This is a genomic window from Bacillus cereus group sp. N11 (genome assembly GCF_016483605.1).
Classification (GTDB): domain Bacteria; phylum Bacillota; class Bacilli; order Bacillales; family Bacillaceae_G; genus Bacillus_A; species Bacillus_A toyonensis.
The window spans coordinates 210,403-234,095 of sequence record NZ_JAEHBN010000001.1 but is presented as its reverse complement, the minus strand read 5'-3'; the positions used below and the strand labels follow the sequence as shown (position 1 = coordinate 234,095).

Genomic DNA, 23,693 nt, shown 5'->3' with positions numbered 1-23,693 from the left:
ATCTATTCCATTTCATGATTGTATTGTCCTGTCTTTACTAAACAATGAAAGGAGCATAGTTAACGTTGTAATGAAAAAGAGCCCTACCATAAGGACTCTTTTTAAAACTAAGCTATTTTTCGATGTAACTGCTTGATTTCTTTTTTCTTCTCTATATTTGGTGGACGAATTAATATAGAAATAATGAAAGAAATCGCACATAAAACACCTATTGTAATAAAGGTTGGTTGAAATCCACCAAGTAATGCTCCAATGAATGAACCTGCAAGTGCACCAAATCCGAAACCTTGATATACAATCCCGTAATTTGTACTATGATTTTTTAAACCGAAGAAATCTCCGACAATAGCTGGGAATATTGTAATATTACCGCCGAAGCAAAAGGCGACACTTGCTACACAAGCAAAATAAACCCCGTAATTTAATGGAATGAAACTAAGAGTAAAGACGGACACTCCAATAATAATAAATGTTGCAGAGACAATTTTCATTCTACCAATTTTATCTGATAACGTTCCAAGAATGATTCTACCTACTGTATTAAAGACTGCAATCATTGCGACGGCGTTAGCGGCGGTTGCTGCACTAAGTCCAACGAGTTGTACGCCGATATCTTTTACCATACCAATTAAGTACAGACCACCCATACACGATGTGAATAACATGAAAAACAACAGATATACTTGTTTCGTTCTCATCATTTCACGTGGCGTATAGTCATTGTGAAATGTTTCTGTTACCGTATTACTTACAATCGCTTCACGTAAGAAGAACGATCCGATTAATACTAAAAGTAAGACGATAATGCCCCAATACAAAAATGCTTGTGATACACCAAGGCTATCGATAAGATTTCCGTTTATATATCTAAAAATTAAACTGCCCATTCCATATGCTGAAACAGATATTCCAGAAATAAGTCCTTTTCGATTTGGAAACCATTTAATTAAATTAGATAGTGACGTAATATAAGCTGTTCCATCCGCATATCCAACAACAACACCAGCTAATAAATATAGTAATGGTAAGGAAGAAACTTGTGAACTAAGTATTAAACCGAGTCCTAGAACAATTCCTGCAGTAGCGATAAGTTTACGAAGTCCTAATTTTCGCTGCAACTTTGCTGCAAACAAGGTTGAAAATGATAAAGAAAAGCTTGTTATGGAGAAAGTTATCGCAACTGAATTGAGATTCCATCCGAACTTACTTACAAGGGGTTGATTAAATAAACTCCATGTATAAATTGTTCCAAGGCCAATTTGAACAATGATTGTACCTAGAACAATTAATAGCGGATTTATAGAAGTTTGTTTCATACTAACTGTCCCCTTCTTTTACCTTGACATGAATTTTCACAGTTAGTATATCCATTGAAAAATACAAGATACTGTACGGAAAATGGAAATTAAGTTTATGTACACAAAAAGACACTTCATTATGAAGTGTCTTTTCGCAGGTTATATCAGATACATTTAAAGAAAGCTTTGTTAAGATAAGCCATTTTCAAGTGCTTATGTATATATGTTATCAAATATTTTCTTACATGTGATGGGACTTAAGACGTATTTTTTATTCGTCATATAGTCGGATAAGAAATTAATATTCGATTTCATCAAAATCTTTCGGTTGCGGTACAGTTTGCATGTTAGCTGCATCTTTCGGATCGCTAAAAATCGCATTTTGCTCTGTATTTACATCTTTAATATTTTGCTTTTTATCTTTACTCACTTTATCTTTCAAATTCTTTCACTCCTTTTTGTTATAGGAGTAATTATGCCCTATTACAGCTAGTAAATGTATCGGCGACTAAATTGCTAAATTCACGTAAATAATATAAGTAATTATCACCGCCGTAGTTATATCTTTTATTGTACATTTTCGCAACAACTACATTATACTCAGGAATTACTAAAATGGTTGGTCCAGTAATTCCTAATATTTGATACGAACCTTTTGGAACACGTTCACCAAGTTCACTTAATTGTTTTGGTTCATTTTGAACGAACCAAAACAACCCGTTTTGTGGTAGTTCATTATTTTTATAAGCTGGACTCTGCAAGCTAGTAGCAATTTTTATAACTTCTTTTGGAACAACTTGTTTACCATTTATCATGCCTTGATTTAAATGAAGGTTGCCCCAATAAGCAAACTCTCTAGCTGAGACAAACAGATTTTTTTCGGTACCGTCATTTACTGTACCGACCTCACTGATCGCGTCTTCATTTGGATTATTAACAACGTTAACTAAATTTTCATTTTGCTGTATTCTCCATCCTGTTTCTTGGAAATTAGCAGGAGTAAATACACGCTCCTTTAACAATTCAGGAAAACTTTTATTATAAAGCCGATAAATGAGATGCGTCACCATTCTTACATTAATATCTCTATACGCCCAATCTTGTCCAGCTTGAAATTCACGGAAAATTGTCCCGTCATCCGTTTCTCCTAGACCGTGTGAATGAGTTACTAAATGCCTAATCGTTGTTTTATCAAGTAATGTAGGATCAAAGTCTTTAAAATACTTTATCGCTTCATCATCAATAGAGTTTATTTTCCCATCATAAAGCGCATACGCTACCATGAATCCTAAATAACTTTTTCTCGCAGAAGCGACGTTGAACTGTGAAGATGCTGTTACTTTTTTACTAGTAGATGTATTTGAATGATATCCACTATAATGCTCTAGTACAATTTTGTTATCCTTTATAATACATAGCGCTGTAGCAGAACTATCGTTTTTCTTTTTTATACTCTCTACCCAAGAAATCAACTTATCGTATGTATACAAATAAATCCCCCCTAATACTTATAAAAAATCACAACATGAAAGAAAAGTATTACTATAAACACCTTTCTTTCATGTGAAATATTATTGATTTTCTATACTTAAATAATCCACCAGTTCCAGCAATTAAAGCAGCTGAAACATCCTGCGCAACCTACACATCCGCCGCAACGTCCTGCACAACCACCGCATCTGCCGCCACATCCACCACAGCGTCCACCACAACCTCCGCAGCCACCGCAACGACGTCCATCGTCTTGAATATAATAGTATGGATATTGATTTTGTTGTTGATCCCAGTAAACTACATTACCAGATTGATAATCATTAAGGTTTAATGATTGTAGTTCTTGTTGAAACTGATTCATTACGAACCCCTCCATTTATAAGTAATTCCGCCCAAATGTAAAAAGTTTATATATTTTTGTAAACCAAATAGAAACAAAGCTACAGACTAAATACGTACATCAACAAAATATGAACTTACACTAGGTGGTGTACCTTGTTTTTTAGCCTATTTTCTTAATATCCTTTCGAAGGACGTATTTACTATACATAGAGTGATTTAAAAATTACTTATCCAACAATTTAGTAGTTCATCATTTAATTTTCTTTCTAGTAATTCTTTAACGGAGGGCATTGGCATGATTTTATAAGTTTTTAAAGATTCTTTACTATAATCTATCCAATGAAATGCTAAATGGGATTCTCTAGACTTTGGTGGTAAATCAATATACAACTCTTTTGAAGATACTTCAAAAATGTGGTTGATTTCATGATGAAGCATTTCTTTATCTTGCCATCGGTTTTCTATAACTCCTAAAAATTGTTTTATACTGCAGTTTACTCCAAGTTCTTCTCGTAGCTCTCTTATTAATGCATGCTCTGCTGATTCCCCGATTTCAACATGGCCACCTGGTAAAAAATAATGATGCCCAATATATTCAGCAACCAATAATTTCTCATCTTTTATCACGACTGCTCGTACAATTTGATGGAATTTACTTTTCAATTGATATTCCTCCTAGTCATTTACTTTATATTTGATTAAAATAGTCATTTAATATCGGTATAATATAAATGATAGGTGTTTCATACGGGTGAATTTCATTAATAATTTCAAGAGCACTTTTTACAAGTACTCGTTTACACTTTATTTCTACTTTACATTCTTGTCCTTTGCATATTTGACCAATTTCCCCGTTAAAAGGTGATGCACTGTCTAATGGTCTCCAGTATCCTTTCACAGAACTGTAGGACAGACAATGGTCATATTTTCCTGTTTTACAAGCACCAATTTTATTTAACGCATCCCTCAACATTTCAACGTATTCTTCAGGGATAAATACTTCAATTTTCACTTCAGTAAATTGCATAATTCATTTCACAACTTTACTACATATAGTTAAACGAATACACGATATACTTCCTCACCATCATAATCATGTCCCAATGGTTGAAAACCGTAATTTTCATATAATTTCTTTGCACATATATTATCTTTATGTACTGTTAATCTTATTTCTTTACACGCCTTAAACGTATTTTTTATTAAATAAATACTTTCTTGTAATGCCGCTTTTCCATAACCATTACCTTGCTGCGATTGATCAATAATAAATCCGTTAATCCAATACATATCCGATGTCTCTATTACAACAGCATGCATAACAAAACCAACCATAAGGTCACCATCGTATATAGCGAATGGTATGTATTCTACATTGTCACCATCTGGTTTTATATATACTTTAGCAAGCGAAACTGCTACGGATGGAACAAATTTCAACTGATTTTCTTTAACTTGTAACTTTAATGCATCTTCCCAATTCTCTCTCGTAACAACCTTTAACTGGACATTCAATATTGTAAGCTCCTTTATAAAGAGGATATATTTTTATATTCAACGTAGTGAAATAATTCCCTTTTTCGACAACAACTTATAACATGATTTTTATAAAATCTTGAATGAATTTTTGTTCATCTATTTCTAGTGCTATACGGGCTCCTTCAGATATAGAGCTAGGGCGAAAATCAGCAAATGTTTGTCCTTTCGTATCTCCGTATGTATCTACATTTACTGTACGATGCACAAATTCAAAAAAACTTGGATTTACTAATCCACTTATTGCAACCACATCATGTAGCAAAGGTCCTTCCATAGATGGATTAAGCTTTTGGTATGCGGATAGATAGTAATCATACATGGGTTTCATTATCATATGAAATGGATTCTTTGTATTAGCTTGAATATAGCTAAATACATTTGGTGTTAACACAGCTTTGTTTGTTACATTTAAAGGGAATATTAATAAATTCTTTGCTTGATGGAAAACAATTTTACTTGCTATAGGATCTCCATACACGTTTGCCTCCGCTAATGGTGTTACATTTCCTACTTCTAAAAAGACGCCACCCATGAAATAGATTCCTTTTACATTCAGCATTAAGTCACTCCATAAATTAAAAGCAATTGCTAACGAGGTAGATCTTCCTACATCGACAATCGTTAAATCTTTTTCGTACTTTACAAGAATCGCAGCGATACTACCAAAATTGTATATTGGAATAGATAATACGCTTTCTGGAACATGGATGGGCCCTAATCCTTCTGCTCCGTGAATTTCAGGGTAGTACGTAGTAATTTCTTCTGTAAGTGGTTTTGTTGCACCACTAATGACAGGAATGTCTTGTCTATTTGCTAACTGTAAAATATACGCTGCATTATGTGCAGCATGTATATGCTCAACATTTCCGTATCCAGTTACAATACCTACAATTTCAATTTCGGGATGCAGTAAACCATACATAATGGCAAATGAGTCATCAATACCTGGGTCTCCGAAAAATAATACTTTTTCCAAGAAATACTCTCCCCTCATAAAAACATAGAGTCATCAATAACTATGTATATGAAAAAAGCAAGTATATCTATGCGAATTTTAGAATGGATAATGTTTTACAAAATATTAAGAAAGGAACTAGCGTATGCTAATTCCTTTCTTAAGTAACCATTCTCAAATTTAATTAATTATCGTATCCTTCATAAATTGCATCATTTATTTGATTTTGTATTTTTTTATCATCAGGTACAGGTTTCCACCAATTTCCTGTAATAAATAACATAGTTAATAAATTATAACTATCACTAAAATAACTTTCTCTCTTATTCTTCATCCAATCCCAACCACTATTTACCCACTTTTGATTATTGCTACTCGTTATACTTGCAGCAATAAACGGTGAAACAAATACAGCAGTTGGATAACTACCAATATTTGATCCGTTTAATTGATAACCATCCACAATTTTTGAAGGATTTCCATTCGTTTTATTTTGAATCCATGAAGAGACTTTATCAGAAATGACTTTACTTCTTTTCTCGCCGTACATCGCATAGTCCATTACAATTCTCAACGGTACCCGACTAGCATTGTAATAATATGCATTTGTATATTCTGACTCATCTAAGAAATCTTTAGGTGCGGGTTGTGGTGGGTTTTTTACAACAAAATCTGAAATAAGCCCTGTATTTGGAGAGTACTTATTACTAAATTGCATATATACATCGTACAAATTATTAATAACAGTAAGCCAAGTTTTATCACCTGTAAATTCATAAAATGCTCTAAGGTGTGACATCATCCAATCAGATGGCCTTGTATCAAGTGAACTTTTAGAATCCCAATCTCCTAAATTTAGTCGGTTATTATTCGTAACATTACTAGCTTTAATACCTTTTGTAATCATGTTTTGTGCTTCTTTCAAATAATTAACTGATCCATTTGATCCCCACTGCTTATGAGCAAGAAGAAGAGAATACGCAATATCTAAATCCCCATCAGTAGCAGAATCAAAATGTCCTTGTGCTTTTTTATTATCTGCTACAACCCACCCCATTAAATTAGGATTTTGAGAGCTTTTAAAAGTTCTTGCTGTTTTAAATAAACCGTCATAGATTTTTTGGGCATTCGAATCATAACCAGCCATTAATACTGTAATTACCATCCCATACCCTTGTCCCTCTGAAGTTCCAAGTGGCTTAAACCCATCGGCATCACCCGTAATCTCTCCTTTTACATAATAACCACCAGGTAAAGAAGATAAATCATTTTTCAAATATTTCTTTTTCCAATTATCGTAGTAACTTATTACTGAAGCATTTAAACTTTCCTGTGTAACATGATTCGGTTTTATAACACCTGCATAATTAACTTGCTGAGGAAATGGTTTCATTTCTTTTGCAACAGCTACTTGTTGATTCATGACAGGGATAGAATGTTGTACTGAACTATCCGTTACATTTGCTGCAAAACTAGAATTAGAAACACTAGCTAATCCGATACCTATAATAGAAAGGCATGTAAAAATATTTCTTTTTCTATTCATTATGTTGTCATCTCCTTTTAAAATGTTTACTACATAAAATGTAACATACAATATTTAACTGAAATACAAAATATTATATTTATCAACATAAGAAAGAAACTATATCAAAAAGTATCATAAAATCATTATCTAATTAAGTTATATCGATTTATTGTTTACTAGATTCCTATGTTTTTCTTTTCTTACTACCCGTATATGAGCAATCAATATCCCAAGTATAGTAATCCCACCTCCAATTACAGAAATAAAAGTCGGTACTTCACCTAACCATACCCAAGCTATAAAGCACGCAGTGACTGGCGTTAAATATAGAGAACTTGTTGCCTCGGAAGCACCAGCACGAGATATAATATACGATAAGGCAAGATACGGGAGTACTGTTGGAAATAAACCTAAATATATAACACTCACATTCACTTCAAGAGGAGCTGCTAGTATTTCTGTATAAATTCCCGGTAAGAAAATAAGCATACATACAGTGCTAGATAAAATTGTATATATGGTAAATGGCAAAAAGCCGTACTTTTTCAAGTAAGAAGTTTGGAAAACGAAAAATAGGCTTTCTGAAACGGCTGCTAATAATATAAATAATCCTCCGCTATTAAATTGAATAGAACCTCCTTGACTAAATGATATGAGAGCAATTCCAATAAAACTAATTACACCACCGATCCAACCATTTAATTTCATTTTTTCATTCAAAAAAACAAAAGCAAGAATTGCCGTTACAATAGGAGTAACTGAAACAATTAAACTTGCCGATCCAGCATTTACAGTTTTTTCACCGTAGTTTAATGCAATGTGATAAATAGTAAACCCTAAAGCACCGAATATAAAAATCGCTGGAATGTCTTTCAAATCAGGTAATCGTAGTTTGTATATAAAGGAAAACACAAGAAGTATGAATGAAGCGATTAACAAGCGTAGTAAAGTAAGATGTTCAGGTGTGTATGATTCAAGCCCCATACGAATTACCGGAAATGCAGTTCCCCATATTAGAATCGTAAAAGCGTGAGCACATATGATTTGGAAATTCCATTTTTTATTAAGCATGTTTTCTCTTCCTCTCCAATAAACCAACCATTTTCAAATTGCCAATTATTTCTTTTCATCATATTTAATAGTTGATACAATGTCTTCAACCAGTTATTTATCGAAAAAACCAACCACTTTTCATTTTTAAATAAACGAGGGAGTTTTTTATATGACAATCGATAAAAAGGTGCCCAAATATCGGCAGATAATAGACTATATGAAAGAAAAAATCGAAAACGGAGAATGGCCAATCGGAAGTAAGATTCCTAGCCAGCGGCAGTTAGCAAAGTTATTTCATGTAAATCGGAGTACTGTAATAACTGCGCTAGAAGAGCTTATGGCTGACGGCTTAATTCAAGGGCAAATCGGGGCAGGAACAATTGTTATGAATAATACGTGGTCCTTATTAGCAACGAATCCCCCGCCTAATTGGAGTGAATATGTAAAGGCTGGTATTCATAAACCAAGTAAGGTAATGGTACGTGAAATAAATGAAGCAGAATCAAATAAAACACTTATCCATCTTAGTAAAGGCGAACTTGCCCCGCATCTTTTCCCACTAGAAACGATGCAATCCATTATGAAAAACGTTAGTGAGGAATTAGATTATTTCGGATATGAGGAACAAAAAGGTTTTTTTCCGTTACGTGAAGCAATAAGTAATTACGTAAAATCGTTTGGAATACACGTATCGCCTAATTCTATATTAATCGTCTCCGGTGCATTACAAGCATTACAATTAATATCAATTGGTCTTTTACATAGAAAATCAACCGTTTTACTCGAACAACCTTCTTACTTATATTCACTTCATGTTTTTCAATCAGCAAATATACACCTATCTGGTATAGCGATGGATTATTACGGGATTTTACCTAGCGATTTATTAACACGTATTAAATATAGTCAAAAGAAAAATATTTTATATTCTATTCCTTGTTTTCAAAATCCAACAGGGATATTAATGTCTGAAAAGCGCCGGAAAGAAATATTAAAAGTATGTGAAAAGGAACAGTTACCTATCATCGAAGACGATATTTACCGTGAGTTATGGATTGATGAACCTCCTCCAGCTCCTTTAAAATCGATAGATAAACATGGACATGTATTATATGTTGGTAGCCTCTCTAAAACACTAACTCCAGGACTTAGAATTGGATGGATTATCGGACCAGAACCTGTTATTGATAGATTATCAGATATAAAAATGCAAACAGACTATGGGTCTAGTTCTTTATCTCAAAGAGTTGCTGCTGAATGGATAAATAAAGGTTTTTATGAAGACCATGTAGCGAACGTAAGAACGCATTTAAAAGAACGAAGAAAAATGATGGTACAAGCTTTACATATGTATTGTGCAGACATAGCAACTTGGGATATTCCTAGTGGTGGATTTTTTATATGGCTAAAGGTTGTACCTAACATTCCGATGAAGAGACTATTTTCAGAGGCACTATCAAAAGGGATTCTTTTAAACCCTGGACGTATTTATGAAGAAGAATCAGATCAATGTATACGTTTATCGTATGGATATGCTTCTCCAGAACAAATAATTACCGGGATAAAATTGTTAAGTGGATTAATCCGTAAGTTAATGATATAACAAAAATCCTCTTTTATTTATAAGAGGATTTTTGTGTACCTTATTTACCACAAACGCATTTCCTGCCCCAATAAAATAAGTTCCTCATAAGGATCTCCGTCAATATTTAATACTTGAGCAAAAGCGGGTTCTGTTTTTAAACCGTTCTCTTTTAAGCGAATAATTTCTTCCCTTATATGTGGATGCTGCATTAATAACATGTGCTCTACTATCATATGTCTATATGCATTTTGGTTACGCACTGGATTAGGCTGAGCAAATAATTTAAATTCAAAACCTTCAAATTCAAAATTTACTTTTATCGATTCAGTATTTTTAATTTTTTTCTTTTTTATTTTGAATCCTTCATAAGAGCCATATAAAGATCTCATTTCTTGTTCAAAAACATCAAAGTTATGTACTTCCATTACAATATCTAAGTCAGATTGAAGCGTATCAACCCTTATAGGTATTGTCCCGCAAAGAACGGGACTATACAAAGCTAAATCCTGCATGATGTTTAGTTTATTCAAAACATCATATACCTTTTGTTGCTTGTCATTCCCTGATTGTAAATATGTAATAGATGTAAACATGGGAGTCTCTCCTTCATTTCACGTAATACGTGACTCACTAAATTCAAGAAAATTTGTCCGTTTAAATTTGTTCTAAGAGTACCTTTATTTCAATATATTAAGACGAATAAACAATATGTTTCAACTTTTCTCCTATACTGCAATACTATAAAAATAAAAAAGGAGGAATTATTATGAGCATTTTCAACATTCTTTTATCCATACACATTTTATTTGGAACAATATGCTTAATTACCGGTATTGTAGCGATGGTTGCTCAAAAGAAGAAAGGCAAACATACAGAATGGGGCGAAATATATCATGCATCTTATGTTGTTATCACCCTTACTGCAATCATATTGTCCATAATAAATTGGGATAAAATCGCATATTTATTTTATGTAGCAATTTTCTCTTATTCATTTGCGATTTATGGTTACCTTGCAAGAAAAAAGCGTTGGAAAAATTGGCTTCACCACCATATTAGAGGTATGTTAGGCTCTTATATTGGTGCCGTCACCGCACTTTTAGTAAATATAGGCATCCATATTCCTATTATAAATTTACTTCCGCCAATTTGGTTTTGGTTTTTACCTACTTTAATCGGCATTCCTCTCGTAGTCAGTGTATCAAAAAAATATAAAAAGCGTAGTTAAAATTAGTTACATTTTGATTACTTTCTAGTTCATTTTTATTCCATGTTTCCTATGATATAATGGGTTGTATTGTTTTTTACCATCTACATTAAATATAGGAGGATTTTGATGATACTATCACAAGATAAAAACATTAAACTAGCGATACATGGAATTACTTTATTATCTTTCTTGGCCTTTTTCCTCTTTGGTAATACACTTTTCTTTATACCGCTCATACTTTATTTCGTTTTCAAATCACAAAGTATAAAAGAAATGAATCTAGAATCAGCCCTTTTTCAATTTGGAGTATGGCTCGCTGTATTTCTTTGGAACTTCGTAGTAGTCCGTACGCTCATGTTTTCCTTATTACACATTGACTTGAGTACAAATTCCTTGTTTGTTATTTTTGGAACAATTCCACTATATATAATACTTTTAGCTGCTGTAATTTTAGGACCAATTAAAGGGATTTTATATGAATTACAAAATAAAGAGTTTCATTATCCTATTGTTTCACGATGGGTGCATAGAACTAAATAAAAAGAATCCAATAAAGTTATTGGATTCTTTTTATTTTCTCTTTTGCATAGTTATTTAAACTTCGGCCCAATGTATTCAATGATATTACCATCATGAAAACAGCCGTATATCATTTCCTATCGGGTAATTCTTTTTATTTATGATTTTTTAAATCCAATATTGAATGTAAACGATCCGGATAATTAGTAAACATCCCGTCGACTCCCCATGAAAGTAACTTTTTCATATCTTTTTCATTATCTACTGTAAATGGATGAACTTCTAATCCGTGTTTCTTTATTTTCTTTACGTAAGCTGAATCAATATCTTTGTAATTCATACCAAGACCAATGCAGTATGTTTTATACTTTTCTATCTCTAATTCATTTAATTGAACTGCCTTTTTATATGATAATAATTGTACTAGTGGGATATTAGCATGTAAACTATGAATCTTTTGCAGACTTTCTTCACTAAAGGATTGAATAATAACTTTATCACTTATTTGGTAGTACTTTACAATTTCTAATAGCTTTTCTTCCATACCCGGATATTCATCTGGTGACTTTGTTTCTATATAATAATTAGCATTATGCCCAAACATTTCTATAATTTCTTTTAACGTTGGAACTTTAGCATTTTCAAATTCTTTCTTTGCAAAATTCGGATATTTTTCATTGAAAAAAGAGCCTACATTTAGTTGCTTCATTTCTTCTAATGTATGTTCTTTTACTAACCCTTTACCGTTTGTTGTACGGTTTACGGTTTCATCATGCATAGCTAGTAAATGTCCGTCTTTTGTCATTTTGAGATCAATTTCTATATAATCCCCCTTCAATTGTTGGCCTAATTTATATGCTGCTATTGTATGTTCTGGTGCATACGCAGAAGCGCCTCTATGTGCGATATTTTTTATATGATTTGATTGATTAATAGCTTTAGTGTATTTATGTTCGTTTATTTGCCGAAAAATAAAGATACTTATTACTATGAAAAAACAAATGATTGTAATTAGAGATATTTTTTTCATAACGGTATGTTAACTCCTATATTTAAAACAATTTGACTTGTATGATTTACTCAAATAAATGTCGATTTCCAAAAACAGTCATTCGTCCAACAGCTTGAAAGCCCGACTTTTTATAAATATTGATTCCATCAGGTGAAGCTTGTAAAACGCAATAAGTATTTTTTAATTTCTTTGCTTCTTGCAGCAAGAAGTTAAACATAGTAGAACCAAATCCTCGTCCTCTCATCTCTTCTTGAGTTGCTATGTCATAAATACCAATACTATCTTTTGTACAGACCAACGAACCAACAGTTACAACTTCATCTTTATACATACCTAAGTATAGCTTCATATTTTCACTATTCCATAAATCGAAAGAAGAAATTTGATTATAGAATGATTGTACATGTATACCTTCCTCTGATGTACCGAATAGATCAGCTAGCGTTTCTCCAAATCTTTGTATATGTCCGAGCGAATATGCTTGTTGAATTGTAAAGCCTACTGGCGTGTCTATTGTTGGAGAAATTGTTTTTAAGTCTGCAACCATCGCAATACTATGTTCTGCTTCTTTTAAACCAAGTTTTAATAACTCGCTCTTAATAGTCTGCCCTTGTTCTTCATCCCAAAGCCAAACACACATTGGAAACTTCTTTTGATTATAGTATTCTACCTCCTTATTTAATTGCTTAGCTCTATCTGTTACATTACTGTTAAGTAAAGTAATGATATTAAATGTATCTGCAGGTAAACCACAGTCGACAGCAATGTAATCCTTCGTTTCTTTTACATTCATTCCTTGCACAAGTCTAGCAATATATGAGATTTTAAATGTAAAATTATCTAATAGTAACTGTTTATAATTCATAAATTGTGCTCCTTTCATAAAAATTAGTATCCGAACTCTTTGATTTTAAATATAACACATAAGTTATTTACCTTTTTCTATAAAAATATCTCTTTAATTTATGCGGGATAGCTTAAAAGAATTAAAAATGATATAACGTTGTCGGAATGAAAAAAGTGGTATATAATAAACATTAACATTACTAGTAATTATTTTAGGTATTCCTAGAATAAAGGAGCGATACATATGAAAATTACTATTTATTTCGGAAGTCATGAAGATCAAGATGTACGTACTATGGACTGTCATTTAGATGTAGAAGATACAGAAGAGATTGTTTCTGTATCATAATATAAATAAACGGGATAAACCCTATTCCCTGCAGCGTTTAAGACACCTTTTACAGGTGTCTTTTTTGTTGTTTTTTTCATCAAAAACCCTTTACTTTAGAGTGTTTTAATAGTAAAATATACATATACGAACAAATGTTCTTTTGATTTAATTGTACATGAAGGGATGATTTTTACAATGGCTCAAGCAAAGCGCAGAGGAAGAAAAAAGCAAACACCTATTATTTCAAATACAGGCTTTATCGGCTCTGTCTTTATTGATACATTGGAGTTACAAAAGAAATCCTATTATTTCGCTCGTAAAAAACTTCAAATTGTTCATCATGTACTTGATGGTCTATCTGGAGCAATGAGCGCATTATTTAAAGAACATAATATCACTGCATATATGTCATGTGTGTATTTACATAACCAAAAGAAAATCGGCTTTGTTCTTTCAACAAAACCTTTTGAACAAAGTGATGGTGTGTCTTATTTTATAAATTATTTGATCGAAAAGAATTTTTATGGTAACGAAGATGTAGAATACCAAGAAGTATTTAATACAGGTTTTATCGGTGTAGTATTCGCTGATTTATCTAGCATAGATCGCTTTAATTTTGAGTTTGAAATGGGTATGTTAACAAAGTTAATGAAAGATATGATTATTCCCGTTAAAGAACTCTTTTTACGCCATAATGTACCAGCTTATATCTCCACTTCTCATTTAGATGAGCAAAACAAATTAGGTTTCGTACTTTCTGTAAAACCATATGATGAACGTGCAGAAGCAGATTTATACTTTGAAATGTATTTAAAAGAGCGTGGATTATTTATTGGTGATGAAGAAGATGATATTGATAAGATTGTTATTAGAAAGACAGCTGAATTACGATAAAAAAGCGTAGGGACATCATCCTGCGCTTTTTTATCTGTAACAATATCAAATAGTTACGTTAAACACTATAATCTTTGGAATGAATTTCTAAATTCAATTTATATGAATATACTTTATTTAAAATAAGAAATACTATCCCTCCTGCAATTGGAAGCGTGTAGGCCGGAATATAATTTAATAATAGACCTGATAATGTCAGTGCTATCGGCTGCATCATTTTACCTATACTTAATCCAATACTGAGCACTCTTCCCCTATATTCATCAGGAACTTCTTTTTGCATGAAATAAATTAAAGGAATATCAATTAACGCTATTATTAGCCCGAAAGAGAACATAACAACACAATACGTAATAACGCATACAAAATCATTTGCTTCAAAACTTTTGAATAAAACTGGAATTCCTGAAATAATCATAAAAACTGCCAACATTGAACTTAGCTTTTTCAAAAGATAAGAGTAAGAAAAACGATTAGTTATCTTTTTCACTAAAATTGCACCAATTATCATCCCTACTGGAAAAGTTCCTTGAATGATACCAAATTGCTTCGAACTAAGATTGAGAACTGTGTTAATAATGTATGGTAATGGAACAGTTACAGAAAATCCTAAGAAGAAATTAAGCGAAATTAAAATATGAAACGTATTCTTTAAGCTCTCCCTCTCCATTAAGTAAAAGTATCCCTCTTTTATATCTTTAATAAAATTAATTTCTCTTATTGAACATTCTTCCTTTATATCGTGCCCGAACAATTTAAAGTGAATAAACAGTATGGATATGCCAGAAAGGATAAATGAAATACCGTTTATCATTATAAAAAGTTTTATGTCTACAACAGCAAAAACGATACCACCTAACATAGGACCGAGAATTAAAGATACAGAATCGATAATTTTACTTATAGAATTAATACTCATTAACCTCTCTTTAGAGACGATATTCGGTTTTGCGGATTCTAATCCTATTCCAAAAAACGTTGTAAATACTGTTAAAAGAAAAGTAGTAGTATAAATGATGAATAAGTTTAATCCATAATTACTGCTCAATATATAAACAGTAATTAATAAGCCTCCACTTAGTAAATCCATACAAACGACCAGTTTCTTTTTATCAACTTTATCTGCGATTACACCTGCAAATGGATTCATAACAATCATTGGAATCGTTCCTAAAATAAGCGTAATTGCGAAATTCCATGCTGATCCGGTTATTTGTAACACATATAATCCTAATGCGAAACTATAAATAGAGCTACCAAATATTGATACTGTTTTCCCAAATGAATAGAGATAAATATTTCTTAGTTCTTGAGTACTTTGCTCATTTTGTGAATGTATTCGTAAACATCCCATAACTCTTTCCTCCCGTTTAACTTTGTATTACATACAGTGTAAGTTCTCGGGTCAACCCAATATCAATATGCTATTATTAAAAAGTTTTAAAAGAAAAATAATAGAAGATGGGGTTAACCCCATCTTCTTCCGAAAAATGAATATGTATAAATTTCTTCTCCTTGAACGAAGAAATTTTCGTATTTCCCGCCTCTTTCCAAATAATTAGAAGTTCTTTCATCAATGGAATGAAACTGTAGTTTTTGAATTTTTCCCTTAACTTTTGAAGAGGTAAAATTCTCTCGTAATCTAATTGGTATATGACTATGTATGCTGAAATTTTTAAATAAAATATATGAGCTTAGCATATAACACTCTGGTTTAAAAAGTCGATTTAATTCATGCAACAAAAAGTTTTCATGCTCAAAACTATAATTACTTGTACCTGACTGATCAATGACAATATCAGCAGAATAATTCTGAATAGGTATGTTTAAAAAGTCGGCACAGATAAATAGAATGTTTCTTTTCGGGTTTCTTCTTTCAATTACATCTTTTAAAAATAAAAGTTTATTCAAATCTCGATCAACAGCAATATATAGGCAATTTTCTGGTAGTTCCTCATAGATATTTCGTAAAAAGAACCCAATGCCAGACCCTAAATCCAGTAGTATTTTTTCATTTAAATCTAGTTGCATTAGTTTCTTTTTCGCCCATTCTCCTCCTCTTTGAACATTTTCCAAAAAAGCAGTATCAGTTTCATGGATATAATCCGAAATAGAATCTTCAAGTGATGTTTTTTCATACAATTTACATGATTTTCCAGATGTTAAAACCCCTGAAATAATCGCGTATTCTTCACCACAATTACAAATTAACTTTCCCTCAACAATTTGATTCTTATTGATAATGCCATCTTCAAGAATCAAATTTCCGTTACACTTAAAACACTTAAATACATTAAGTACGTTTAAATCTATCCCTAAAATTGAATTCGAAATTTTAGGGATAGATAAATTATTTAACGCTTCCTTTAATTTATCTTTTTGTTCCTCTAAATTTTTTATTTCCTGTTCAATCTTTTCATATTTCAATTTAAATAAAGATTGATAAAAAGTATTTTTTTCGTAATCTATAGATTTCCCTAAATTTTTATAAAGAAAAAGATCTTTAATTTCATTTAAGCTAAATCCTAGCCTTTTGTACTCTAAAATAAGTTCCATATCTTTTTGACAATACTCATCAAAAAAATAGTGCCCACCTTTCTTTTCAGGAATAATGAGACCGAGGTCTATATAATGTCTAATCGTATCTACACTTACAGTATTTACTTCTGCAAACTTACTGATTTTCATACTATCACTACCATTTATATATTTGTTTATACATACTTCTTTATTATTTTAAAAAATCCTTTCATCTCCCTATACAAAATTATTTATGGTATGAAAAAGATGTAATTCATTTTAGGGTTCCGTCACATACTCATCCAGCTAAGCTTATATAAGTTTAGCTATTCTTTTTTAATCTTGAATTTTTGCGTAAGTAATACAGTCTTTTTCTGTTTTCATTGAATTGGAATATGTAAGGTTACGTACTTTAACTATAGAGGACTTGTACTACCCGTTCCTATCAATTTCATAGACGTGTAGGATGTTATTTTATGGGAAGTGTTCTTGCTGTGGGATCGGCATTGTAAATATAGATGAACGTGGTTCAAGTCAAAAAAGGTACTCCTAGGAGTACCTTTTTTGACTATTCTATATGTGCGAACGTTTTCAAAAATTATTGAATATAAATTGACGTACGTATTGTATTAAATGGTGCGTTTATAGATGTTTTTTGGTATTCAAATGTTCCTTGTTGATGTCCAGACGCATCCCATTTGTAATACCAGCCAACGATTGGTTTTCCGCCGATTATTGTGGATCCAATGCTTTTTACATTAGAACCATTCATTTTAGTAAATGGATTTTGACCGTATCCCATCTCTTTCGTTGTAATATATAAGTATTTTCCCCCGTGGTTACGTGATGTGCTAAAGCTGTTTGGGTTAATTGTTTCTACTCCGCCCAGCTCAGACTCTACTTGTACGACGTTTAGTGAAGTAAGTGGTGCTGCAGGTCCAGCTGAAGCTTCTGTTGCCATTCCTAAACCGACGAACGCTGTGATTGCTAACGATGAAATCCCTAGTGCTGCTTTTTTAAACATAAAAAACATCCCCTTCCATCTATTGTTTTCTCTTTCATTGCCAATATAATCCTAATAATATTATATGTAAATAGATTGTAACTGTATAAATATTAGTGCGAATATTCTATTATATGTTTCTACAATTCTATTACTTAATATGAATGACTTACAGTGTAAAACGAAATACACATTACAACTTGATTCTATTATTTTCATTGTTAGCTAGTCTATCCCGAATTTAAACCGCATGAACAATTATTGCTATTTTTTGGGTTCATAAACAGGTGTCTATGTTTGTTGTTACCATATAATAAAGTTACACTAAGCTGATGTCAGTACACGTAGAAACAATAAAAAAGAGCATATTTTAAAAGATTTATTAAAACATGCTCTTTTTTTATTAATTTGAATGAATCTTTCAGTAAAAAAGTGCATTGATTTGTATCCTTTATGTAATAGAAATAATCGTTTTAAAAATCTTGTTTTTGTGCTTTTTACTATTATTCTTAAAGATAATTTATTGAATGTTCTTATTGTACTCTAATTGATTTTGAATTCCTGATCTATCAATTTGAATCCAATACTCTGAAATTTTCCCGTTTTCTATTCTATATACCGCACTTGCTATTTGAGTTATAGGGAGGCCTGTAGGTTCGTATCCATCTATTTCTCCTATGTGTGTACCTACTTGCTTCCAGCGTACATATACTTTACTATCTTGTACTAATAATTCTTGAATTTCTAAAGAGAAATTTCCATATACTTCAATCATCTCTCTTACATGCTCAGCATAATCTTTTGGCGATCTGTATACTGTTTGTTCCTCTTCAGATATAACTTGATGTGCCAATACTTTATCTGCCATATATCGATTTGAAAAGTCTGGATTATTCCCTGAACGCACTTCTTTGAAGAAATTTCTAACAATTAGTTCTGGTTTCATTAAACATCCCCCTTAAAAATAAATCCAATACTAATATCACCTGAATGTATTAGATAAGTGTTATATTACTCATTCTCACTCTTTCTCAATAAGCATGTCAAGTTTGTAGTGTTGGCATGAAAATTGTAAACTTTCTTATGCTTTGTATTCTTCCGTTAATTATCAAAATTTTCTAACAACTCGTATTTACCATATTTTATATCCCATATTCCTAAGCTTCTTTATTCTAGAATGTTTTTACTACACTATTTATTTTTTCTTTTTCCCTTGCAGGAACAACTGTGATAACATTACCTTTATTATTTAAAGTCAGAGGATGTAGAAATTACAGATAGCTATCGATATGCTACCTACTACGTACTGGATGAAATCAAACATTTATGTGAAATCCAGCTAATAGGGAAATGATTCATGTGAAAAAGGAGATGCTATAGGTACTATAGCATCTCCTTTTTATGTACTGATTCATAAAGAAAGACAGCGATTCTTCCTCTACCTTTGTTGTGCTATCTTTTTTGGATTAAGTCACCATGTAGTAGTAAATAAAAATGAGCTTAGTTTAAAAAACTAGTTGATATACATGGAATCAGGTACAGACATTAAAACATAAAAAAGGTCTCCTACTATTCCACTAGTAAAAATAATAAATCCCATATTACGTATTCCTTTAATTTTTGACCGTAATCCAATGATTCCAGCTAATAGCCCAGTTAAAGAAAATAGAATCCAGTATAATTCTGTAGGAATATCAAGAAGTTTATTCTCAGCAATCCCCATTCCCCAAAAAATAAAAGGCAGTACGACAAAGGAAAGACTAAGTAATCCTAGTATACTTACGAGTAAGTTACGATGTTTAATCCCAATAATAATTAAATACAATCCACCAAAAAATCCGCATAACACGAGATAAGGCATATAGTAGATCCAAAGTAAACTCAAAATGATCATATGTAACTCCCTCCAATTTTTCTGCATTCTCTATAATTTTAAGGGGTTATTTGACTGTCTGAATCCGTTGCTAATTGATTCATTTGATTTAGCGCTTCTTCTAAATCAAATGAATTAAACCAACGGTAATCCTGTTTGTCTAAAATACGATAATGCTGACTAATCAGATTTTGTTGTAAACGAAAGTTCCCTTTTTCTTGAATCTGTTTCCACCAGATTTTTCCTCCCAATGTTTTTTCTTTGAAATTGCTAGTGCTACTGTGGGCCATTGTTTCGATTACTACTAATGGATCATCCCCAAGAGCATTCTGTAAAACTTCACTATCTCTAAACAATGCACAAATAGCAATGGTGTTGGTCCAGCCTGCATTCGTTCTCCCTTTCTCAATTTGAACAAGCGTTTTTTTGGATATCCCGAGAATTTCAGCCATTTTATCTTGTGTATATCTTTTTTCAGTACGTATTAACTTTATTTTCGTTGAAATGAGTTCAATTGTATGATCTTTATTCACTTTCTCTCCTCCAAAAGTAACTAATGTTTTATTTAGTGTAATTTTACACTAAAATAATTCCGTTTTCAACTCGATCCTCCCTAAATATTGTAAGAAATAATCGGATAAGCCATAAATAGAGCATTCCACAATTTTCTATGAGGTATTGAGGAATCATCGATTTCTAAGCTCGATGGAGATTTGGCAGGGTTCCATTTCATTTTAATTAAATAAAAAACCCGTGAATGATTCACGGGTTTTACTTTAATAACTAATTGCTATTGTTCCCTCACCTGCATGAACAGCAAATGAAATCGGTAATGGATATAGTTTGAAGTCCATTTCAGGGAATGCTTGTCTTATATCTGAAATCCATTCTTCAGCTCCATCTTTGTCATTAGCATGGAACATATGAAGTACTTTAGGTAATTCTTTTTCAAGCTCATTTTTAATATATTCTCGACATTTTTGGATTTTACGAACTTTCTTTTCAAGTAAAAGTTCGCCGCCTTTTACTTCTAATATTAAGTTGACACTTAATAAACTTCCAAGTAAAAATTGAACTCCCTTTACACGTCCACTTGCATACAAACCTTTTAAGCTCTTTGGAAATACATGAAAAGGTCTTCTTTTTTCATCTACTAATGTTTTGTGTATATCTTGTAAAGTCATACCATCATTGTATAACAATTTCGCTTTTCTAATTAGTTCATCCATTGGATAACTTGTCGTTTCACTGTCTAATACCGTTAATGGGAACCCTGCCATTTCTGCAGCTAATTTCATGTTTTGATAGGTTCCACTTACTTTTCCGCTAATAGCAACTGCAAATCCTTCTTCATATTCTTCTTTGCATTTCGTAAATAACTCTACCATTTCCCCAATGTTAGGTTGTGATGTAGTGACTGTCTTACCTTCGTTTAACGCATTATAAACACGTTCACGTACACCTTCTTCACAATCTTTGTACGACACACCATCAATAATAACTTCGATTGGGATAACAAAGTTATCTCCTTCTGTTGTAAAACTCGCAGTTGTACTATCAGTAATCCAAGCAACACGCTTCATGTTGTTCCTCCCTTAATTCAATTCCTCTTTTCTAATTTTTCTATATATTTATGCTATGAAAAGAGAATATCCCTGTAATAGTAACAGGACTTTATTGTTTTGGCTATAGTAGATGAAAATTAAATGTGACTATTTCTTGTCTGTTTCACCAATAAAAAAAGAAAATCGGAGCATATGTCCGATTTTCTTCTTCCATACATTATTTAAAATTTTCATTATCTAAAATTACAACATAATCATTCGTCAATCGCCCAGCTTCTTTCGTATAACTGACAAGCCTTTGTATGTTATCACAACAAATTTTTGCTCCCCATACGAGTAACGGTACGCCGATAAAATCGATATGAAACCTCCTAGAAAACAGACCACCAAAAGTCATTGGTAAAGGCACTGTTGGTGATGTATTAGAAAAAATAATCTTTTCATGGCTTTCATAATGTTTTTGTAGAATCTCTCCTAAATGCTTCATCGCAGGTACAACGACTTTTGATGTGCCACATCCAATCGTATATACAGGATTGCCATTTTCGTCTATTCCATGAAAAATAATTTTCCCCATATCTTCTGTTTTTAATTTATTGAAGTACTCTACATTTAATATTTCTTCTTTCGTTAACTTCCGATCAGTTGGTAATTTATTTAAATGATACGCTGCAGCTAGTGAAGTTGTATGTGTACCACCGAAGTCTGTGTAAATAAATATCATATTATCATCCCTTGTTGTAAATGTTCAATGTTATTTAGTATTACCGTTCATAGCGTTGTTAAACAAGGGAAGAATGAAATTACGCTTTTTGTGTTAATTCATTATATTTTTTCCAAATATAATATCTTCTACTAATTACAGTACCTAATGTGATACATAAAAAGGCATTCGTTACAATCGTTAATGTTTGATGCGTACTGCCAGAAAACATACTCTGCTTAATCACAACTTTTGCACCTAAAATAACAAGTAGAATAATTGTACTTAAACAATTTCCCTTTCGTAATACATGACCTGTTTCACTATCTAATCGAAATGTTAATGCTTTCCCCCTAATAACCCCAAGACCAAATCCAATTCCGAGCGTTGCAACAAATAGTAGTACTTGTAATATAGTTAATTGCCCCATATGAAAAATGGACTGGATTGTTACGAGGCACAGCAAAGCCGGAATGATCCAAATACGATTAATATTCACTTTATATTCCTTACCTTGCATTAATATAATTATAAGAATAACAAGTAGAATAACAAATAGAATATCCATTTAGAGTCCTCCTATATACTTGTTTGCCTTTGAAAATTATATTCGCCTCTTTTCATTCCATACTTGAAACACGATAGCTACTTTAAAGTGTATAATGTGAAATGTAATTTCCCATCAATCTTACTCATTAGTTATAAAAATAAAAAGACATACTTTTTACTCGTACGTCTTTATTACCATTATTATTACATTCATAAACTCGTTTAACTTTTATCAATACATTTTATATCTTTAGAATTAGTTTTATTTACTACTTGCATGTTAAATGTAGCAGCTAGCTTTAAAGTGATTTTATAAATAAAATAACCAACAATAGAACCTAGAACGTTACAGATCACATCATCAATATCAGTAATACGTGCCGATCCACTAAATAAAGACTCAATTAGTTGTAATAATTCAATACTAACTGATATGGTAAATCCTAATAAAATAGTATTTTTAATCTTTTTATATGTATCCCATATAATTGGTGCTAAAAAACCTAAAGGCATTAATAATAAAACGTTCCCACCAACATTTCTTACGATTAGACCGATCATAAATAGGACATCACCATCATAAGCACTTCCGATTTGACCAATATCCTTAAAAATTGATGCAAAGGGAATAATATTAACTGAACGACTAAGATTTTCAGCACTAGAAGGAAAACCAATTGGTAAAGGAAATAAAGTTACGGCAACAACCATACAAATGTATACTACGAATAGAAAACGAATTAATTCTTTCCACCAATTTACATGTTTTTTATTTTTCATCCCAATTAAAATACTTCGTACAATTAAATAGGAGATGACTCCAAAAACAATAAACATACTACCGTTTAATATATACACATTTTTCCCACCTCTT

At 31.8% G+C, this 23,693-nt stretch carries 27 protein-coding genes; 4 read left to right on the top strand and 23 right to left on the bottom strand.

Going from position 1 to position 23,693, the window contains the following annotated elements; translation table 11 throughout:
- Window positions 1–107: 107 nt before the first annotated feature.
- The 10 genes from JDS98_RS01175 to JDS98_RS01130 all read right to left on the bottom strand — a co-directional run bounded on the left by JDS98_RS01175 (window position 108) and on the right by JDS98_RS01130 (window position 8,227).
- Entirely contained in the window at window positions 108–1,316 is a 1,209-nt protein-coding gene (locus JDS98_RS01175) for an L-lactate MFS transporter (protein ID WP_199633457.1), read from the bottom strand.
- 280 nt (window positions 1,317–1,596) lie between these two features.
- The gene (locus tag JDS98_RS01170) at window positions 1,597–1,740 is read right to left on the bottom strand and encodes a hypothetical protein (protein WP_000653682.1); all 144 of its coding nucleotides are present in this window, start codon (window positions 1,738–1,740) and stop codon (window positions 1,597–1,599) included.
- Between the two features lie 31 nt (window positions 1,741–1,771).
- Complete coding sequence (locus JDS98_RS01165) at window positions 1,772–2,788, bottom strand: serine hydrolase domain-containing protein (protein WP_199633456.1); 1,017 nt, start codon at window positions 2,786–2,788, stop codon at window positions 1,772–1,774.
- 98 nt (window positions 2,789–2,886) lie between these two features.
- The gene (locus JDS98_RS01160) at window positions 2,887–3,153 is read right to left on the bottom strand and encodes a heterocycloanthracin/sonorensin family bacteriocin (RefSeq protein ID WP_001071378.1); all 267 of its coding nucleotides are present in this window, start codon (window positions 3,151–3,153) and stop codon (window positions 2,887–2,889) included.
- Window positions 3,154–3,350: 197 nt separating this feature from the next.
- Window positions 3,351–3,797 carry an NUDIX domain-containing protein gene (locus JDS98_RS01155; protein WP_097958624.1) on the bottom strand — a complete coding sequence of 149 codons (447 nt, stop codon included), beginning with the start codon at window positions 3,795–3,797 and terminating at the stop codon, window positions 3,351–3,353.
- 25 nt (window positions 3,798–3,822) lie between these two features.
- A complete protein-coding gene (cutA, locus tag JDS98_RS01150; RefSeq protein WP_087969309.1) occupies window positions 3,823–4,161 on the bottom strand; it encodes a divalent cation tolerance protein CutA in 339 nt (112 codons plus the stop codon).
- A 29-nt stretch (window positions 4,162–4,190) separates the two neighbouring features.
- Window positions 4,191–4,649 (bottom strand): GNAT family N-acetyltransferase, encoded by a 459-nt coding sequence (locus JDS98_RS01145; RefSeq protein WP_087969310.1) that lies wholly within the window; start codon window positions 4,647–4,649, stop codon window positions 4,191–4,193.
- A 76-nt stretch (window positions 4,650–4,725) separates the two neighbouring features.
- Window positions 4,726–5,649, bottom strand: a complete 924-nt coding sequence (locus tag JDS98_RS01140) for a nucleoside hydrolase (protein WP_199633455.1) — start codon at window positions 5,647–5,649, stop codon at window positions 4,726–4,728.
- Between the two features lie 163 nt (window positions 5,650–5,812).
- On the bottom strand, window positions 5,813–7,174 hold the full coding sequence (locus JDS98_RS01135; RefSeq protein ID WP_199633454.1) for a family 8 glycosyl hydrolase: 1,362 nt from the start codon (window positions 7,172–7,174) through the stop codon (window positions 5,813–5,815).
- A gap of 138 nt (window positions 7,175–7,312) precedes the next feature.
- Window positions 7,313–8,227 (bottom strand): DMT family transporter, encoded by a 915-nt coding sequence (locus JDS98_RS01130; RefSeq protein ID WP_097958619.1) that lies wholly within the window; start codon window positions 8,225–8,227, stop codon window positions 7,313–7,315.
- 151 nt (window positions 8,228–8,378) lie between these two features.
- Between JDS98_RS01130 and pdxR the strand changes: the two genes are divergently transcribed.
- A complete protein-coding gene (gene pdxR / locus JDS98_RS01125; protein ID WP_199633453.1) occupies window positions 8,379–9,812 on the top strand; it encodes a MocR-like pyridoxine biosynthesis transcription factor PdxR in 1,434 nt (477 codons plus the stop codon).
- A 44-nt stretch (window positions 9,813–9,856) separates the two neighbouring features.
- Here the strand turns inward: pdxR and JDS98_RS01120 are convergent, their stop codons facing one another.
- Complete coding sequence (locus tag JDS98_RS01120) at window positions 9,857–10,387, bottom strand: DUF4269 domain-containing protein (protein WP_199633452.1); 531 nt, start codon at window positions 10,385–10,387, stop codon at window positions 9,857–9,859.
- 173 nt (window positions 10,388–10,560) lie between these two features.
- Between JDS98_RS01120 and JDS98_RS01115 the strand changes: the two genes are divergently transcribed.
- Both JDS98_RS01115 and JDS98_RS01110 read left to right on the top strand, forming a co-directional pair.
- Window positions 10,561–11,022 carry a DUF2306 domain-containing protein gene (locus tag JDS98_RS01115; protein ID WP_000021723.1) on the top strand — a complete coding sequence of 154 codons (462 nt, stop codon included), beginning with the start codon at window positions 10,561–10,563 and terminating at the stop codon, window positions 11,020–11,022.
- A 108-nt stretch (window positions 11,023–11,130) separates the two neighbouring features.
- On the top strand, window positions 11,131–11,544 hold the full coding sequence (locus tag JDS98_RS01110; protein ID WP_000603895.1) for a magnetosome magnetite crystal formation protein family: 414 nt from the start codon (window positions 11,131–11,133) through the stop codon (window positions 11,542–11,544).
- Between the two features lie 133 nt (window positions 11,545–11,677).
- Here the strand turns inward: JDS98_RS01110 and JDS98_RS01105 are convergent, their stop codons facing one another.
- A complete protein-coding gene (locus JDS98_RS01105; RefSeq protein ID WP_199633451.1) occupies window positions 11,678–12,553 on the bottom strand; it encodes a glycerophosphodiester phosphodiesterase in 876 nt (291 codons plus the stop codon).
- A gap of 46 nt (window positions 12,554–12,599) precedes the next feature.
- Entirely contained in the window at window positions 12,600–13,400 is an 801-nt protein-coding gene (locus tag JDS98_RS01100) for a GNAT family N-acetyltransferase (protein WP_199633450.1), read from the bottom strand.
- 495 nt (window positions 13,401–13,895) lie between these two features.
- Between JDS98_RS01100 and JDS98_RS01095 the strand changes: the two genes are divergently transcribed.
- On the top strand, window positions 13,896–14,606 hold the full coding sequence (locus JDS98_RS01095; protein ID WP_002038924.1) for a hypothetical protein: 711 nt from the start codon (window positions 13,896–13,898) through the stop codon (window positions 14,604–14,606).
- Window positions 14,607–14,664: 58 nt separating this feature from the next.
- On the opposite strand, the gene JDS98_RS01090 is transcribed toward JDS98_RS01095, so the two are convergent.
- From JDS98_RS01090 to JDS98_RS01045, 10 genes are all read right to left on the bottom strand, one after another.
- Window positions 14,665–15,960 carry an MFS transporter gene (locus tag JDS98_RS01090; protein ID WP_199631663.1) on the bottom strand — a complete coding sequence of 432 codons (1,296 nt, stop codon included), beginning with the start codon at window positions 15,958–15,960 and terminating at the stop codon, window positions 14,665–14,667.
- A 113-nt stretch (window positions 15,961–16,073) separates the two neighbouring features.
- Complete coding sequence (locus tag JDS98_RS01085) at window positions 16,074–17,294, bottom strand: methyltransferase domain-containing protein (RefSeq protein ID WP_199633449.1); 1,221 nt, start codon at window positions 17,292–17,294, stop codon at window positions 16,074–16,076.
- 430 nt (window positions 17,295–17,724) lie between these two features.
- Window positions 17,725–18,150 carry a DUF4879 domain-containing protein gene (locus JDS98_RS01080; protein ID WP_199633448.1) on the bottom strand — a complete coding sequence of 142 codons (426 nt, stop codon included), beginning with the start codon at window positions 18,148–18,150 and terminating at the stop codon, window positions 17,725–17,727.
- 499 nt (window positions 18,151–18,649) lie between these two features.
- A complete protein-coding gene (locus JDS98_RS01075; RefSeq protein WP_000801762.1) occupies window positions 18,650–19,075 on the bottom strand; it encodes an ester cyclase in 426 nt (141 codons plus the stop codon).
- 567 nt (window positions 19,076–19,642) lie between these two features.
- On the bottom strand, window positions 19,643–20,023 hold the full coding sequence (locus JDS98_RS01070; protein ID WP_000584986.1) for a hypothetical protein: 381 nt from the start codon (window positions 20,021–20,023) through the stop codon (window positions 19,643–19,645).
- Window positions 20,024–20,061: 38 nt separating this feature from the next.
- On the bottom strand, window positions 20,062–20,535 hold the full coding sequence (locus JDS98_RS01065) for a helix-turn-helix transcriptional regulator (RefSeq protein ID WP_001030624.1): 474 nt from the start codon (window positions 20,533–20,535) through the stop codon (window positions 20,062–20,064).
- A gap of 243 nt (window positions 20,536–20,778) precedes the next feature.
- The gene (locus tag JDS98_RS01060; protein ID WP_000831953.1) at window positions 20,779–21,585 is read right to left on the bottom strand and encodes a DegV family protein; all 807 of its coding nucleotides are present in this window, start codon (window positions 21,583–21,585) and stop codon (window positions 20,779–20,781) included.
- A 199-nt stretch (window positions 21,586–21,784) separates the two neighbouring features.
- Window positions 21,785–22,291 (bottom strand): DUF3189 family protein, encoded by a 507-nt coding sequence (locus JDS98_RS01055; protein WP_199633447.1) that lies wholly within the window; start codon window positions 22,289–22,291, stop codon window positions 21,785–21,787.
- 79 nt (window positions 22,292–22,370) lie between these two features.
- Window positions 22,371–22,838, bottom strand: coding sequence for a CcdC protein domain-containing protein (locus JDS98_RS01050; RefSeq protein ID WP_097958607.1), 468 nt, complete (start codon window positions 22,836–22,838; stop codon window positions 22,371–22,373).
- 203 nt (window positions 22,839–23,041) lie between these two features.
- Window positions 23,042–23,677, bottom strand: a complete 636-nt coding sequence (locus tag JDS98_RS01045; protein WP_000275661.1) for a VanZ family protein — start codon at window positions 23,675–23,677, stop codon at window positions 23,042–23,044.
- Window positions 23,678–23,693 lie beyond the last annotated feature (16 nt).

Coding starts and splice junctions, on each gene's coding strand:
- JDS98_RS01160 (WP_001071378.1), bottom strand. CDS start 3,153: ATGAATCAGTTTCAACAAGAACTACAATCATTAAACCTTAATGATTAT.
- pdxR (WP_199633453.1), top strand. CDS start 8,379: ATGACAATCGATAAAAAGGTGCCCAAATATCGGCAGATAATAGACTAT.
- JDS98_RS01100 (WP_199633450.1), bottom strand. CDS start 13,400: ATGAATTATAAACAGTTACTATTAGATAATTTTACATTTAAAATCTCA.
- JDS98_RS01055 (WP_199633447.1), bottom strand. CDS start 22,291: ATGATATTTATTTACACAGACTTCGGTGGTACACATACAACTTCACTA.
- JDS98_RS01135 (WP_199633454.1), bottom strand. CDS start 7,174: ATGAATAGAAAAAGAAATATTTTTACATGCCTTTCTATTATAGGTATC.
- JDS98_RS01060 (WP_000831953.1), bottom strand. CDS start 21,585: ATGAAGCGTGTTGCTTGGATTACTGATAGTACAACTGCGAGTTTTACA.
- JDS98_RS01090 (WP_199631663.1), bottom strand. CDS start 15,960: ATGGGATGTTTACGAATACATTCACAAAATGAGCAAAGTACTCAAGAA.
- JDS98_RS01075 (WP_000801762.1), bottom strand. CDS start 19,075: ATGAAACCAGAACTAATTGTTAGAAATTTCTTCAAAGAAGTGCGTTCA.
- JDS98_RS01070 (WP_000584986.1), bottom strand. CDS start 20,023: ATGATCATTTTGAGTTTACTTTGGATCTACTATATGCCTTATCTCGTG.
- JDS98_RS01175 (WP_199633457.1), bottom strand. CDS start 1,316: ATGAAACAAACTTCTATAAATCCGCTATTAATTGTTCTAGGTACAATC.
- JDS98_RS01120 (WP_199633452.1), bottom strand. CDS start 10,387: ATGTTTACATCTATTACATATTTACAATCAGGGAATGACAAGCAACAA.
- JDS98_RS01050 (WP_097958607.1), bottom strand. CDS start 22,838: ATGGATATTCTATTTGTTATTCTACTTGTTATTCTTATAATTATATTA.
- cutA (WP_087969309.1), bottom strand. CDS start 4,161: ATGCAATTTACTGAAGTGAAAATTGAAGTATTTATCCCTGAAGAATAC.
- JDS98_RS01095 (WP_002038924.1), top strand. CDS start 13,896: ATGATTTTTACAATGGCTCAAGCAAAGCGCAGAGGAAGAAAAAAGCAA.
- JDS98_RS01085 (WP_199633449.1), bottom strand. CDS start 17,294: ATGAAAATCAGTAAGTTTGCAGAAGTAAATACTGTAAGTGTAGATACG.
- JDS98_RS01110 (WP_000603895.1), top strand. CDS start 11,131: ATGATACTATCACAAGATAAAAACATTAAACTAGCGATACATGGAATT.
- JDS98_RS01115 (WP_000021723.1), top strand. CDS start 10,561: ATGAGCATTTTCAACATTCTTTTATCCATACACATTTTATTTGGAACA.
- JDS98_RS01105 (WP_199633451.1), bottom strand. CDS start 12,553: ATGAAAAAAATATCTCTAATTACAATCATTTGTTTTTTCATAGTAATA.
- JDS98_RS01130 (WP_097958619.1), bottom strand. CDS start 8,227: ATGCTTAATAAAAAATGGAATTTCCAAATCATATGTGCTCACGCTTTT.
- JDS98_RS01080 (WP_199633448.1), bottom strand. CDS start 18,150: ATGTTTAAAAAAGCAGCACTAGGGATTTCATCGTTAGCAATCACAGCG.